Origin of the sequence: Xenorhabdus thuongxuanensis, from assembly GCF_001908095.1 — a bacterium.
In the GTDB taxonomy this organism is placed as follows: Bacteria; Pseudomonadota; Gammaproteobacteria; order Enterobacterales; family Enterobacteriaceae; genus Xenorhabdus; species Xenorhabdus thuongxuanensis.
Genome location: NZ_MKGR01000028.1, coordinates 16105 through 30848, shown reverse-complemented (window position 1 = coordinate 30848; position 14744 = coordinate 16105). Strand labels below are relative to the sequence as shown.

The window sequence follows — 14744 nt, the reverse complement described above, 5'->3', positions numbered from 1 at the left end:
TAATGTTTCTCATTACCGTTGGGAATCATCATTTTGATCTTTATTTTCTGCTTCGTCAGAAGGTTTCGTATTGGCAGTCAGCAGATAAGGGGATTGTTGCCAGCGACTAGGGTACAGTTTCAGCAAGTTATGAGCCAGAATAAACCCTATCGCCAAAGATAGCAGGAGCATTATCCTAAGTAAGTTCGTTGTGTTATCGACCTGTTTGGCCTCGGTTGCCAATCGGTGTGTATCCAGAGTCAGGCGGAGAAAACCTTTTGGATGATTTTTTCCTGGTATAGGCACAACAATTTGTTGGTTGAAATAACTACTGGATTTTTTGCCTTCCAACGATAATCGTTCACGAACAGAAATCTGTTCACCACTTCGTGCTATCTGTGTGCCATTCTCCAAATAGACACTAGCATCTAAAATGCGGCTATTGCTAGTCAAGTAATCTAAGTTAGCTACAATCTTTTTATTATTAAGATCTTTGCTACCATTCTCCATATAATCAGACAGGCTGAATGCGACCTGTTTTGCCAATGTTTTCGCCAGATCTTCAAATTGATCCATATGCGCCTGTTGTTGAGAACGGCTGAAATAGGAAACGCCCTGCATCAACAGCACTAGCAGTGCTATACATATTAATATAATCGCCGTCTTGTGCAGTCTAATTTTTAGCTTTGGTTTTATCATAGTTATCTCATCCCATGCTCAGAAAGCACATGTTGCCAGATGCAGTAATGATAGGATAGTTTGAAAAGCGTTTTTTGCCTGCACCAAATTATATGGAATTACAGGAGTCAATGTTCATGTCTAATAATCTGGCCTATCGCTACTTACCGGATGAGCTCCATAAATGGCCCGGATTACCCTTATCCCTCAGTGGTGATGAAGTCATGCCTCTGGATTACCGCGCAGGAGATAGCGGCTGGTTGCTGTATGGGCGTGGTTTGGATAAACAGCGTATCAGTGAGTTCCAGCACCGATTGGGAGCCGCCATTGTGGTGGTTTCTTCATGGCGGATAGATGATTATCAGGTTGTCCGTATTGCCGGTAGCCTTTCGCCTCGCATTAAACGGCAGGCAGATGAGTGCCGTTTGGATGTCGTTCCCTTAGGGCAGATCCCCCGCCTCCGTTCACCTGGCTTATTGGTGATGGATATGGATTCTACCGCTATCCAGATTGAATGCATTGATGAAATTGCCCGCCTGGCCGGAGTTGGTGATAAAGTGGCGGAAATCACAGAGCGGGCGATGCAAGGCGAATTGGATTTTTCAGAAAGTCTGCGCGAGCGAGTTGCCCAGTTGGCAGGTGCCGATGCATCAATCTTGCAGCAAGTGATGGACACACTTCCACTTATGCCAGGGCTAACCAGCCTGGTTCGCAAGTTACAATCATTGGATTGGCATGTTGCGATTGCTTCCGGTGGTTTCACTTTCTTTGCCGATAATCTGCGCCAGCAATTACGCCTTTTTGACGCAGTCGCCAATCAACTGGAAATAAAAGATGGCAAGCTGACTGGTAAGGTCAAAGGGCCGATTGTCGATGCAAAATACAAGGCAACCACCCTGATAAGATTGGCAAAGGCATTGAATATTCCTCTGAGCCAAACCGTCGCTATTGGGGATGGTGCCAATGATCTGAAAATGATCCGCAAGGCAGGGTTAGGGATCGCCTATCACGCTAAGCCAAAAGTTTACACCCAGGCCAAAGTTGCTATCCGACATGCAGATTTGATGGGCGTCCTGTGTGTGTTGAGCGGTGGTTTGAAACACGAAGAACGCTAATGCCCACAGGCAAAAGTCATTACATTAAGGGAGTACAAAGTGGCAAAAGCAGCAAAACGGGCATTTGTCTGTAACGAATGTGGTGCGGATTATCCCCGTTGGCAAGGGCAATGTACCGCATGTCACGCATGGAATACCATTACGGAAGTGCGTTTAGCCTCAGCTTCATCATCCCGTAATGAACGTCTCAGTGGCTATGCCGGGAATGCTGGGATCAGTAAAGTACAGAAACTCTCTGATATCAGTTTGGAAGAGCTGCCCCGATTTTCAACAGGCTTTAAAGAATTTGACCGTGTTCTTGGCGGTGGTGTGGTTCCTGGTAGTGCCATTTTGATTGGCGGTAACCCAGGCGCAGGGAAAAGTACCCTACTTTTACAAACCATGTGCCAACTCTCAACCCAGATGAAAACCCTATATGTAACAGGGGAAGAGTCATTGCAACAAGTAGCGATGCGAGCACATCGGCTGGGTTTGCCGACAGATCAACTGAATATGCTATCGGAAACCAGCATTGAGCAGATTTGCCTGGTCGCAGAGCAAGAACAACCTAAACTCATGGTGATTGATTCAATTCAGGTTATGCACATAGCAGATATTCAATCATCACCAGGCAGTGTTGCACAAGTCAGGGAAACCGCAGCCTATTTGACACGGTTTGCTAAAACCCGTGGTGTTGCCATTATCATGGTTGGGCATGTAACAAAAGATGGCACTTTGGCTGGTCCCAAGGTACTCGAACACTGTATAGACTGCTCCGTCATGTTGGATGGTGAAACTGATTCCCGTTTCCGTACCCTGCGCAGCCACAAAAACCGTTTCGGTGCTGTTAATGAGCTGGGTGTATTTGCAATGACCGAACAGGGACTACGGGAAGTCAGTAATCCTTCCGCCATTTTCCTGAGTCGTGGTGATGAAATTACCTCAGGTAGTTCAGTCATGATTGTATGGGAAGGTACTCGCCCTTTGCTTGTTGAAATTCAGGCATTGGTAGATCACTCCATGATGTCAAACCCACGCCGCGTAGCTGTGGGGCTTGAACAAAATAGGCTGGCTATTTTACTTGCAGTCCTGCATCGGCATGGCGGTTTACAAATGGCTGATCAAGATGTTTTTGTGAACGTCGTGGGTGGGGTAAAAGTAACAGAAACGAGTGCTGATCTGGCATTATTACTCTCTTTGGTTTCCAGCTTCCGCGATCGACCTCTGCCTCGTGATCTGGTGGTATTTGGAGAAGTAGGATTGGCAGGAGAAATTCGTCCCGTTCCCAGTGGACAAGAACGTATTTCAGAAGCCGCTAAACACGGTTTTAAACGAGCCATTGTTCCCCATGCTAACATGCCAAAAAAATCACTGCCCGGTATGAAAGTATTTGGCGTCAAAAAACTGGCCGATGCGTTATCTGTTCTGGATGAACTTGATTAAGAAATAATCCTTTATTCCTTTTATATCTATACAATCCATAGATTTCAAGTTACCGCTTGAAATCTATTAAACAGCAGCCTAGGTATTTTTCCTAATTTACCAGAGTATTTTCTCGCCTGCCATCACATATCAAACGAGGTGGATAATAGAATTATGGGTAAATATTTTTATTCATCTTACTTAAATAAAAAATCAAATAGTTAAGCACCATATTATTTAAATTTTTTTACTCTCACCATACTCTGTTATTTATTGATTACAAAATCCTGGTGACATTTAAATTACAAACGGTTATATAAATATTTACGTAACGAATAGAGCCAAGAAACTCGTTAAATAAAAATTGAACAAACGCTATTATCATTCATTTTCAATATTTAACTATCAATTTAGCATTGAGTTATTTTATTTAAAATAAATATCCAATTATCCAATTTTAAACGCTAATTATAGTCAAGATAACGGTATTTCATCCCAAATAATCAATAAATAACCAATTTTGTTTTTACCTTTCACAACGAGCATGCTATTTTGTTTAGTATACTAAACAAAAAGGAGGTCTTATGAGGCAATTTGACTATTTGAAAGAGGCGATCAAACAGGCAGGTTACACATTACAACAGGTTGCTGATGCCAGCGGAATGACCAAAGGATATCTAAGCCAACTTATTAATAAAAAAATAAAAAATCCTAGTGCACAGAAACTGGCTTCTCTTCATCAATATTTAGGATTAGCGTATCCCATGGAAAAGAAAACAGTCGGAATTGTGTTTGGTAAATTTTACCCATTACATACTGGACACATTTATTTGATTCAACGAGCATCCAGTCAGGTTGATGAATTACATGTTGTTCTTTGCTATGACGAAGTACGTGATCGTGAGCTATTCATCAACAGTTCAATGTCTCAACAACCTACTGTAAGTGACCGTCTGAGATGGTTGCTGCAAACATTCAAGTATCAGAAAAATATTCATATTCATGCATTTAATGAACAAGGAATGGAGCCTTACCCAAATGGCTGGGAAGCGTGGAGTCAAAGTGTTAAGTCGTTTCTGACAGCAAAAAGCATTAACCCTAATTATATCTATTCCAGCGAAGCACAGGATGCTCCTCGTTATAAAGAATATTTCGGTATTGAAACCGTACTTATCGACCCACAACGATCATTCATGAATATTAGCGGTAGTCAAATCCGTCAGGCTCCTTTCCATTATTGGGAATATATTCCTACAGAAGTAAAACCATTTTTTGTGCGTACAGTGGCTATTCTTGGCGGAGAATCGAGTGGAAAATCGACATTAGTGAATAAACTGGCCAACATGTTTAACACTACTAGTGCATGGGAATATGGACGCGAATACGTATTTTCCCATCTGGGAGGAGATGAAATGGCTTTGCAATACTCAGATTACGATAAAATTGCATTAGGTCATGCTCAATACATTGATTTTGCAGTTAAATATGCTAATAAAGTTACGTTTATCGATACTGATTTTGTGACAACACAAGCATTTTGCAAACGTTACGAAGGAAAAGAACATCCTTTCGTTCAGGCGATGATTGATGAATACCGTTTTGATTTAGTTATTCTTTTAGAAAACAATACACCGTGGATTGCAGATGGTTTAAGAAGTTTAGGCAGCGAACGAGATCGCAAAGAATTTCAACATTTGCTAGAACGTTTGTTGAAAGAAAATAATCTCGATTATGTCTGTGTCAATTCACCGAATTATGATCAGCGTTTTCTACGTTGCGTTGAACTGGTTCAACAGATGTTAATGGAATAACTAACTTTTTTATATAAAATAGATTACACTTATATTATTAACATAACTAATTGATGGTAATTTATTATTTAGTGTAATCTTTATTTTTTTATATTTATCCTATTTTAACAATGAGTTAAATGTTTACTTTGGTTATTTTCACAGATGTAATAAGATAGATTGTGATAATAATATTTTTTGATACTTTAATTTTACTGTTTTGACTTGAATTACAGGGAAATAAGTCATTTAATGAACTGGCCTATTGATTTATATAAAATTTATTAGTTACTAACAAACCCACAAATATTCTAGGTATTTCTATTAATAACGGAGGTAAAGAAAAATAATATTAAAATATTAACAAAGCAAAAAATTCCTTTTTCTCTTATTATAAAAATGGAATAAAAACAAAAGAATTTATGCTATTTTTATCGTTACTTTAAGTATAATTCATTAATATATTTGATTTTTATTCCAAGACTAAGAAACATCTCATTTATTAGGTATTCATTGTAAATAATAATTGACATAAGACGAGTATACCCTTGGTAAAGATGTTTCACATATAGACTATTTTTACTCGTATAATACCATAAGGATATTAGTGTTATTACGAATGAATTTAGACAGCATATGTTTAAGGAAAAAGCTTTAATCTTTTAACCTAATTGTGTTGAGAATATGAACTTGAATCAATTTAAATCGATTGAGGTTATCAATATTTCATATGGTTTAACTGATGCTACAGTTAATCATGAAATGATTTCAGATATCACATTTTCTATTATACCAGGTGAAATTACTTTGATAACAGGGCCGAAGGCATCGACTAACCGCACAGTGTTGTCGATTACATCGGGTATGTTACAACCAGATCAAGGAGATGTATTAATTAATAGTAACAAGTTAAAACTAATGAATGATATAGAATTAGGAAAGTTTCACCACGAAAATAGTGGGTTTATTTTCCAAGACTTCAACTTATTTAGTGAACTCACTCTATTAGATAACTTGTTATTATCGACATCTTATGGATTATCACTTGCTCGCGAGCAAGCAGAAAAAATCGCACAAAAATCGCTGGATATTGTCAAGTTAGGCGATAAAAGCCGTTATTATCCAGAGGAGCTGTCTGAAAACGAAAAACAATTGGCTGCAATGGCAAAAGCCATAGTCAGAAGACCTGAATATTTATTTGCAGATGACCCAACACGCAATTTAGATCATCAGGCATTTCAAACGTTCATTAATATCTTTAAATTTATTGCCCATGAACAGAAAGGTACTGTTGTCATTGCCTCACAAGATAGACGCCTGATTCAACATGCAGATAGCGTTATCACTTTAGCAAGTGGAAAGGCAACTAAGACTTATGAATCCATGCTGCATCAACGAGTTTTAGCGTCTTAATATATTAGTAATAACAAATAGTTAGTTACCATCAACAAAAAAACGGCCTGATATCAGGCCGTTTTTTCTATCAAGTTTTTTTCTGACTGGCTTATTTGGTGATCTTTTTATACTTAATGCGGTGAGGTTCCAATGCTTCCGCCCCCATAGTCCGCTTCTTGTAGTCTTCGTATTCGCTAAAGTTCCCTTCAAAGAAGGAAACTTTACCTTCATCCTGATAATCAATGATGTGTGTTGCGATACGGTCAAGGAACCAACGGTCATGGGAAATAACCATCGCACAACCTGGGAATTCCAGTAGGGCGTTTTCCAATGCACGCAAGGTTTCGACATCTAAATCATTGGTCGGTTCGTCAAGCAATAACATGTTACCGCCAACTTGCAGCAATTTAGCCAAATGCAGACGACCACGCTCACCACCAGACAATTCACCAACACGCTTGCCTTGATCTACGCCTTTGAAGTTAAAGCGCCCAACATAGGCACGGCTTGGAATTTCAAAGTTACCGATGCGCATGATATCTTGGCCACCAGAAACTTCTTCCCAAACAGTTTTACTGTCGTTCATGTTATCGCGGAACTGATCAACAGAAGCCAATTTAACCGTCTCACCCAGTATAATTGAGCCAGAATCTGGCTGCTCTTGACCGGACAACATACGGAACAGGGTTGATTTACCCGCACCGTTCGGGCCGATAATCCCAACAATCGCCCCTTTCGGCAGGGAGAAGCTCAAATTGTCGATTAGAACACGATCACTGTAAGATTTGGTTAGATTGGTGACTTCCAGCACCTTGTCACCCAAACGTGGGCCAGGTGGAATGAACAATTCACTAGTTTCATTACGCTTCTGGTAGTCGACACTATTCAGTTCTTCAAAGCGAGCTAAACGTGCCTTGCCTTTTGCCTGACGTCCTTTCGGATTTTGGCGGATCCACTCAAGCTCTTTCTCAATGGATTTACGGCGTGCCGCTTCTGACGCAGCTTCCTGTGACAGACGGGCATCTTTCTGTTCCAACCATGAAGAGTAGTTGCCTTCCCACGGAATACCTTCACCACGGTCAAGCTCCAAGATCCAACCAGCAACGTTATCAAGGAAGTAACGGTCGTGAGTTATTGCAACCACTGTGCCTTCATAATCGTGCAGAAAGCGTTCCAGCCATGCAACAGACTCAGCATCAAGGTGGTTAGTTGGTTCGTCAAGCAGCAGCATGTCTGGTTTTTCCAATAACAGACGGCAAATTGCCACACGACGACGTTCCCCACCAGACAAGTGTTCAATCTTGGCATCCCATGCAGGCAGACGTAAGGTATCAGCCGCGCGCTCAAGCTGATTATCCAGGTTGTGCCCATCGTGGGATTGGATAACCGCTTCCAGCTCACCTTGCTCTTTTGCCAGCTTATCGAAATCCGCATCTGGATCAGCATAAGCAGCATAAACTTCATCAAGACGAGTCAGGGCATTTTTAACTTCGCTAACAGCTTCTTCCACCGCTTCACGAACAGTATGTTCAGGATTGAGTTTAGGTTCTTGCGGCAGATAACCAATTTTAATGCCCGGTTGTGGACGAGCTTCTCCCTCAATATCTTTATCAATACCCGCCATGATGCGCAGTAAAGTAGATTTACCGGCACCATTGAGGCCGAGAACACCAATTTTTGCTCCAGGGAAAAAACTCAGAGAAATATTTTTCAGAATATGCCTTTTAGGAGGAACAACTTTTCCTACCCGATGCATACTATAAACATATTGAGCCAATGTAGTTTACCTTTTGATTAAAAAATCGTTTACGTTTATCGAGTTTGGATGGCTTATTTTACCTATCCTATTATCAAATAGCACTTTTTCAGCGTTTTCTATTTGGTATGACAATTGTAATAATTAACATCAATAATATGATTATAATTACATAGCATCTTAACAATTCACTTGGACAACGCACCTGAACAGAGCATGTAGATACAGGGCACTTGGACACTGATAGTAGTCTTCCGAAGGGGTATGTGGCAATGAGTAAGTGGCAGCATTTTGTAATGGCTGTGAGTATGGTTTCTGTTGTTGCTGGAGCGGCACATGCTGATTCTCTGGATGCCCAACGTCAGCGATATCAAGAAATAAAGCAGGCATGGGATACCAAAAATATGGCGGAAGTGACGCGTCTGATGCCAACGCTGAAAAATTATCCCTTGTATCCATATCTGGAATATCGTCAATTATCTCAGGATCTAGCAACTACCACTCCTCAACAAGTTCAACACTTTATTAATACTCATCCTACCCTGCCACCAGCACATTCTCTGGCATCTCGATTTATCAGTTTACTGGCAAACAATGGTGATTGGAGCGGAATCCTGGCATTCAGTCCCAATCCTCCAAATACAGTGGCAGAGCGCTGTGATTATTACTTTGCGCAATGGGCTACGGGACACCAACAAGTCGCCTGGCAAGGCGCCCAAAAAATTTGGCTCAACGGCAGTTCATTACCTGATCGTTGCAATAAGCTACTCACTGCCTGGGAGCAAGCTGGATACCTGTCTGCAAATTTAATTTTGCAACGTATCGAATTGGCAATGAAAGCCAATAACGCCACACTTGTCACCTACCTTACCAAACGCTTACCATTGCATTATCAAAGCCTGAGTGCGAATTTACTGAAGCTGCAACATGATCCAACATTAATTGAACAATTTGCCACAACTGCCACACCTACCGAATTCACCCGCTCAGTTATCATAACGAACTTTTCTCGATTTGCCCGCACAAATGCTGAACTTGCCAGAGTAAGCATATCGACACTTGTCCGCTCACAAAAGATGAATGACGTCGAAAGGCAGCAATTAAAAGATATCGTTGCATGGCAATTGATGGGAGATATCACCCCAGAGCAAGTAAAATGGCGGGATGATACCATTCGCAATTCACACTCTATCAAATTGATCGAGAGACGTGCTCGCTTGGCATTGAGGGATGGTGATCATTCTGGACTTGAAGAATGGATTTCGTTGCTACCGCAAAAAACGTTGCAACAAGATGAGTGGCAATACTGGAGTGCTATTATTCTGCTCAATCAAGGGAAAAGTGCAAAAGGCAATGCTATATTGCATAAGCTGACCGAACATCGTGGTTTTTATCCCATGGTAGCAGCCCAGAAATTACATATTTCTTATCCTCTGATCATCAATAAATCAGAGAAGCCCGATCTTTCCATTGCTAATATGCCAGCGATTAAGCGTATTCGAGAGTTGTTGTATTGGAATATGGATCATTTGGCCCGCTCAGAATGGCTCCTTCTGGTTTCTTCGCAAGATCGCGTGATACAAGAACAGTTGGCCCGTTATGCATTTGAGCAGCACTGGCCCGCATTCAGTGTACAAGCTACCATTACGGGAAAAATGTGGGATCACCTTGAAGAGCGTTTCCCGATGGCATGGCAAAACGAATTTGCAAACTTCACGTCAGATAAAAATATTTCACAAAGTTATGCAATGGCAATTGCTCGTCAGGAAAGTGCCTGGGATCCACAGGCTCGTTCTTCCAAAGGGGCTAGTGGGTTAATGCAGATCATGCCCAAAACCGCTGAGCATACTGTGAAGAGTAAGAAAATTCAGGGTTATGCCAACAGCAATCAATTAATGGATCCGATTACGAATATTAAAATTGGCACCGCTTATCTGGATTCTGTCTACCAGCGTTTTGACAATAACCGGATTCTTGCTAGTGCCGCCTATAATGCTGGCCCTGCAAATGTTGATCGTTGGTTGACTAACACTGCTGGAAATATCGATCCAATCGCCTTTATTGAGAGCATTCCTTTTGCGGAAACGCGCTCTTATGTCAAAAATGTTCTTGCCTACGACATGTTTTACCATAATTTTATGGGAAAAATGTCATCAAATGTACTGACAAATACTGAATGGCAAAGACGTTATTAATTTAAGATAAATATGGTATGCTGCCGTACTAGTTAAATAGTATGGCAGTTAATTATGACACAAAATCATTTGATTGATCCGGCACTTTCCCCGGAAGATAGCGATGACTGGCTCACTTTTGTTGAGTTGTTAAAAATAGCATTTGAACAAGATTTGCAACATTCTATTTTGCAGTTATTATTAACTCCCGATGAACGTACCGCGCTATCAACGCGAGTTCGGATTGTTCAGGAATTAATGCGTGGGCAAATGAGCCAGCGCGAACTGAAAAATGAGCTAGGTGTTGGTATTGCAACAATTACCCGTGGTTCCAACGGCTTAAAAAACGCACCAGCCCATGTTAAGAAGTGGCTGGAAGATCAGTTACTAACCGATTGACAATAGCCACGATAAAATAACAAATTAAATAATGCAGTGGGGGTCATCTGATCCTACCCCCATACAACTACGTACGTTAAAATTAATTATTTAACTCTTTGTAAATTTCATGATGGATAGGCACAAGAGCCAATATCAGAGCCTGATGATAAACGCTGGTACGCGTCAGAATACCGTTGGTAAAAAAGCCAATCGCACCACCTTTCTGCTTGATATTATCGACGCCAGCTACATCCGCCATTTCATGGCCAAGTTCGCGTCCTTTACGAATGCCTTCCAAAACTTTTTCTGGCAACATCAGACTGGCCGAACGCGATTCTCCCCGAATTTGTTTATGTTCAACAACCATCCAGGCAAACGTCATGTCATCTTCAATTCCTGCTTCAACTCCAACCCAAAAATCAGCTTCTGGCCGGACTTGGCGAGCAGCCATAACTCGATGACGAGCACCTGTACGAGTTTCAGTATTACCAATGGGTTGCTGAGGTACGCTACTGTCTACATTAACATCTTCTATGCGGTAAGTGCCTGGGCCAAAAACATCATCGAATGCAAGGCTAATCGCTTTTATCTTAGCAGGGTTAGTTGTTGCTGCAATAACGTGGTACATATAAATAAATTATCCTTTGAACTATTTCATGATGCAGTATAACGGAAAATAACTATGTTACAGGTCTATCTTGTTCGTCATGGCGAAACCGAATGGAATGTGGCTCGTCGTATTCAGGGGCAATCGGACAGTCCTTTGACTGAAACGGGTCAGCACCAAGCTCACTTGGTCGCACAAAGAATTAAATCAGAAAACATTACCCATGTTATCACTAGTGACCTTGGTCGGACACGCCAAACAGCAGAAATCATCGCGAAAGCCTGTGGCTGCGAAGTCATATTAGAACCACGCCTGCGAGAGTTACATATGGGCGTTCTGGAAAATCGCGAACTAACTTCCCTCACACCAGAAGAAGAATCTTGGCGTAAAAGTCTTGTTGATGGTACACCAAATGGGCGGGTCCCAGAAGGTGAATCGATGCATGAAGTATCTACCCGTATGCGTGCTGCACTAGAAAATTGCCTTAACCTGCCTGCGGGTAGCCGTCCGCTGTTGGTCAGTCATGGAATAGCACTCGTCAGTTTGATCTGCTCTATCCTAGGTCTTCCCGCTAACTCAGAACGCCGGCTACGGTTGAGAAACTGTTCCATCTCACGGGTGGATTATCAAAATAGCCCATGGCTGGCTCCAGGTTGGATAGTTGAAACAACGGGCGATATCACTCATCTGGATATGCCCGCTTTGGACGAATTACAAGGTTAGCGCTCAATTGGGATGAGATACTCAAATTCCACAATATGATTTTGTGTCTCATCCCCAAAATTTTTCCATTCAAGATTAGTGAGGTAATATCGCTCGACATCGTATCCCTTTCTGCGAGTTATGTTTAATGTTGGCAGACAGACACCATAAACGGTAAAGAGAAACTCTTGTAATTGATCTTTATCACCAAAATAACTGAATGAAATATAATCCCCGCTCGGCAAGACAACTGGACGGCTATCTTTGGTATCAAAGGTAGCATATTCTGGTTCTATAGCTGTGGTATAGAACACTGTCTGTTCATCTTCTCTCTCCATACAGAGGGTCGTATGGTGTAATCCATAAAGTCTTGGTGGTAATACCTCAGCATCCTGTAGATAGTTAATCCAAAACTCATGACGCATATTCTTGCAATCTTCTGACCACTGCTCAAGCGTATAACTACAAGTATGCTCAGTGCCGATAAGTAGCTTCTCTTCCAATGTAACAAATTTGTGCTCTGGCAGAGGTTTGTTATCCAGCAAAATGGGAGGACATATTCCTTTTGCGCACCACTCTTCGCTTCGACGATAGGCTGCTGGCGTTCGGTCAAATTGCTTTTTGAAAGCTCTTGTAAAAGTTTGCTGAGAATCAAAGCGATATTGCAAAGCAATGTCCAAGATGGGACGGCTGGTTAAACGTAATGCAACGGCGGCTTTGGATAATCTTCTCGCACGGATATAAGAACCTATTGCCTGGCCTGTTACCTCCTTGAACATGCGCTGCAAGTGCCATTTGGAGTAACCTGCTTTTGCTGCAACGTTATCAAGAGACAATGGACGATCCAGATTATTATCCACCCAATGCAGCAAGTCTCGAATGATGTTGGTTTGATCCATACATCTCCCTCAGTCATTAAGACAAAAAGAAAATCATATAAATGTAAAACGACTTATGCCAAGATTATTCCATTTAGGCATATTGATTGTTACATTGATGTTATCAACAAACCATCAATGAATTAAACAAGCTTTTTCTTGGAATAAATTATTATTAGAATTGGTAATATGTCAAGCATTGTCTTGGAAAATAAATTAATACTTTGAACTATAATAAAAAATACATTTACTATTGCCGTACTGAATGCCAACCTAATTCCAATGGCGTAACTTTCTAAAGACCATTACTTACTCGTTTTGTGGGCATATTCAGCTATAATGCCGCAATTTTTCACTACAGATACATTCACGGTGGAAATGATTTAATTAAATTTATTGCATTACATTATATGTGAATGATAGATATTTTCACTGTATTTATTTAATTCAAGTGGACTTAAATATGGCAACAATGAAGAAAATAGTGATAGCAGCTACCTTACTCTTTTCTCCTGTGCTCCTGCATGCTGAAGAAATCGGTTCTGTTGACACAGTATTCAAACTTTTTGGCCCTGATAACAAGATAGTGATAGAAGCTTTTGATGACCCTGACGTTAAAAATGTCACCTGTTATCTGAGCAGAGCCAAAACTGGAGGGCTCAAAGGAGGATTGGGATTGGCAGAAGATACATCTGATGCAGCCATATCCTGCCAACAAGTTGGCCCGATCGAATTAGCAGATAAGATAAAAAAATCCGCCAAGAAAGGACAAGTCGTCTTCCAAAAACGCACTTCTTTGGTATTTAAAAAATTGCAGGTTGTACGCTTCTATGACCCAAATCGTAATTCACTAATTTATTTAACTTATTCTGACAAAGTGATCGATGGTTCCCCTAAAAATGCAATCAGTGCTGTACCGATTATGCCGTGGAAAGAGTAACTAACTCATCACTGAGGCAAGCACCGACTGAAAAGCCCTAATGCCATAAGACATACAGGGCTTTTTGACAGATACGCTATGTAGAATATATACCTATAAAAAGGTATCAATCATTCTTCTAAATCACCACAGAAACGGTAACCTTCACCGTGGATAGTCGCAATGATTTCTGAAGTATCTGGTATCGATTCGAAATGTTTACGAATACGGCGAATAGTTACATCAACAGTACGATCGTGAGGTTTCAGTTCGCGGCCCGTCATTTTTTTCAACAATTCTGCACGGGTTTGGATTTTTCCTGGATTCTCACAGAAATGGAGCATCGCACGGAATTCGCTACGCGGCAGTTTGTAATGATCTCCCATCGGGCTAACCAAAGAACGGCTATTGATATCCAGCTCCCATCCATTGAATTTATAACTTTCAACTTGGCGGCGCTCTTCACCTGGATGACTCAGGTTCATTGTCCGCGAAAGCAAATTACGTGCACGGATGGTTAATTCGCGTGGGTTAAATGGCTTAGTTATATAATCATCAGCACCGATTTCGAGACCAAGAATTTTGTCCACTTCATTATCACGGCCTGTTAAGAACATCAACGCAACATTTGCCTGCTCACGTAATTCACGAGCAAGCAGTAACCCATTTTTACCTGGCAGATTGATATCCATAATGACTAAATTGATATCGTTATCTGACAGAATATTGTGCATTTCTGAACCATCATTGGCTTCATAAACAACATACCCTTCCGCTTCAAAAATACTCTTAAGGGTATTACGTGTGACAATTTCGTCTTCAACAATCAAAATGTGCGGGGTTTGCATGGTTGCTACCTAAAATCGCTAAAAAACAGAATCTGTATGACACAAGCTGTTATTATTAAAAGAAAATATGCTGATCTTGTTCTGAGTAACAGAAAACCAGCTTATGCCCGAAATAAATGTT

The 14744-nt window shown here is 41.0% G+C and carries 13 protein-coding genes; 8 read left to right on the top strand and 5 right to left on the bottom strand.

Annotated elements, in window-relative coordinates:
• Positions 1 to 12: 12 nt before the first annotated feature.
• Positions 13 to 678, bottom strand: a complete 666-nt coding sequence (locus tag Xentx_RS15265) for a YtjB family periplasmic protein (protein WP_074021222.1) — start codon at positions 676 to 678, stop codon at positions 13 to 15.
• 116 nt (positions 679 to 794) lie between these two features.
• On the opposite strand from Xentx_RS15265, the gene serB reads away from it, so the two are divergent.
• The 4 genes from serB (at position 795) to Xentx_RS15245 (ending at position 6376) form a co-directional block, all read left to right on the top strand.
• Positions 795 to 1772, top strand: a complete 978-nt coding sequence (serB, locus tag Xentx_RS15260) for a phosphoserine phosphatase (protein ID WP_074021220.1) — start codon at positions 795 to 797, stop codon at positions 1770 to 1772.
• Between the two features lie 39 nt (positions 1773 to 1811).
• A complete protein-coding gene (gene radA / locus Xentx_RS15255; protein WP_074021218.1) occupies positions 1812 to 3194 on the top strand; it encodes a DNA repair protein RadA in 1383 nt (460 codons plus the stop codon).
• A gap of 563 nt (positions 3195 to 3757) precedes the next feature.
• The gene (nadR, locus tag Xentx_RS15250; RefSeq protein WP_074021216.1) at positions 3758 to 4984 is read left to right on the top strand and encodes a multifunctional transcriptional regulator/nicotinamide-nucleotide adenylyltransferase/ribosylnicotinamide kinase NadR; all 1227 of its coding nucleotides are present in this window, start codon (positions 3758 to 3760) and stop codon (positions 4982 to 4984) included.
• Between the two features lie 663 nt (positions 4985 to 5647).
• The gene (locus tag Xentx_RS15245; RefSeq protein ID WP_074021214.1) at positions 5648 to 6376 is read left to right on the top strand and encodes an ATP-binding cassette domain-containing protein; all 729 of its coding nucleotides are present in this window, start codon (positions 5648 to 5650) and stop codon (positions 6374 to 6376) included.
• Between the two features lie 91 nt (positions 6377 to 6467).
• On the opposite strand, the gene ettA is transcribed toward Xentx_RS15245, so the two are convergent.
• Positions 6468 to 8135 (bottom strand): energy-dependent translational throttle protein EttA, encoded by a 1668-nt coding sequence (ettA, locus tag Xentx_RS15240; RefSeq protein ID WP_074021212.1) that lies wholly within the window; start codon positions 8133 to 8135, stop codon positions 6468 to 6470.
• A 251-nt stretch (positions 8136 to 8386) separates the two neighbouring features.
• Between ettA and sltY the strand changes: the two genes are divergently transcribed.
• A complete protein-coding gene (gene sltY, locus Xentx_RS15235; RefSeq protein ID WP_074021211.1) occupies positions 8387 to 10309 on the top strand; it encodes a murein transglycosylase in 1923 nt (640 codons plus the stop codon).
• Positions 10310 to 10363: 54 nt separating this feature from the next.
• Positions 10364 to 10687, top strand: coding sequence for a trp operon repressor (trpR, locus tag Xentx_RS15230; RefSeq protein WP_074021208.1), 324 nt, complete (start codon positions 10364 to 10366; stop codon positions 10685 to 10687).
• An 82-nt stretch (positions 10688 to 10769) separates the two neighbouring features.
• On the opposite strand, the gene yjjX is transcribed toward trpR, so the two are convergent.
• Complete coding sequence (gene yjjX / locus Xentx_RS15225; RefSeq protein ID WP_074021206.1) at positions 10770 to 11297, bottom strand: inosine/xanthosine triphosphatase; 528 nt, start codon at positions 11295 to 11297, stop codon at positions 10770 to 10772.
• A 54-nt stretch (positions 11298 to 11351) separates the two neighbouring features.
• Here yjjX and gpmB point away from each other — a divergent pair, with 54 nt between their 5' ends.
• Positions 11352 to 11999 carry a 2,3-diphosphoglycerate-dependent phosphoglycerate mutase GpmB gene (gpmB, locus tag Xentx_RS15220; RefSeq protein ID WP_074021204.1) on the top strand — a complete coding sequence of 216 codons (648 nt, stop codon included), beginning with the start codon at positions 11352 to 11354 and terminating at the stop codon, positions 11997 to 11999.
• Here the strand turns inward: gpmB and robA are convergent.
• A complete protein-coding gene (gene robA, locus Xentx_RS15215; RefSeq protein ID WP_074021202.1) occupies positions 11996 to 12877 on the bottom strand; it encodes an MDR efflux pump AcrAB transcriptional activator RobA in 882 nt (293 codons plus the stop codon). The two genes, gpmB and robA, sit on opposite strands and share 4 nt — an antisense overlap.
• A gap of 442 nt (positions 12878 to 13319) precedes the next feature.
• Between robA and creA the strand changes: the two genes are divergently transcribed.
• The gene (gene creA / locus Xentx_RS15210) at positions 13320 to 13796 is read left to right on the top strand and encodes a protein CreA (RefSeq protein WP_074021200.1); all 477 of its coding nucleotides are present in this window, start codon (positions 13320 to 13322) and stop codon (positions 13794 to 13796) included.
• Between the two features lie 110 nt (positions 13797 to 13906).
• On the opposite strand, the gene arcA is transcribed toward creA, so the two are convergent.
• A complete protein-coding gene (arcA, locus tag Xentx_RS15205) occupies positions 13907 to 14623 on the bottom strand; it encodes a two-component system response regulator ArcA (RefSeq protein WP_074021198.1) in 717 nt (238 codons plus the stop codon).
• Positions 14624 to 14744 lie beyond the last annotated feature (121 nt).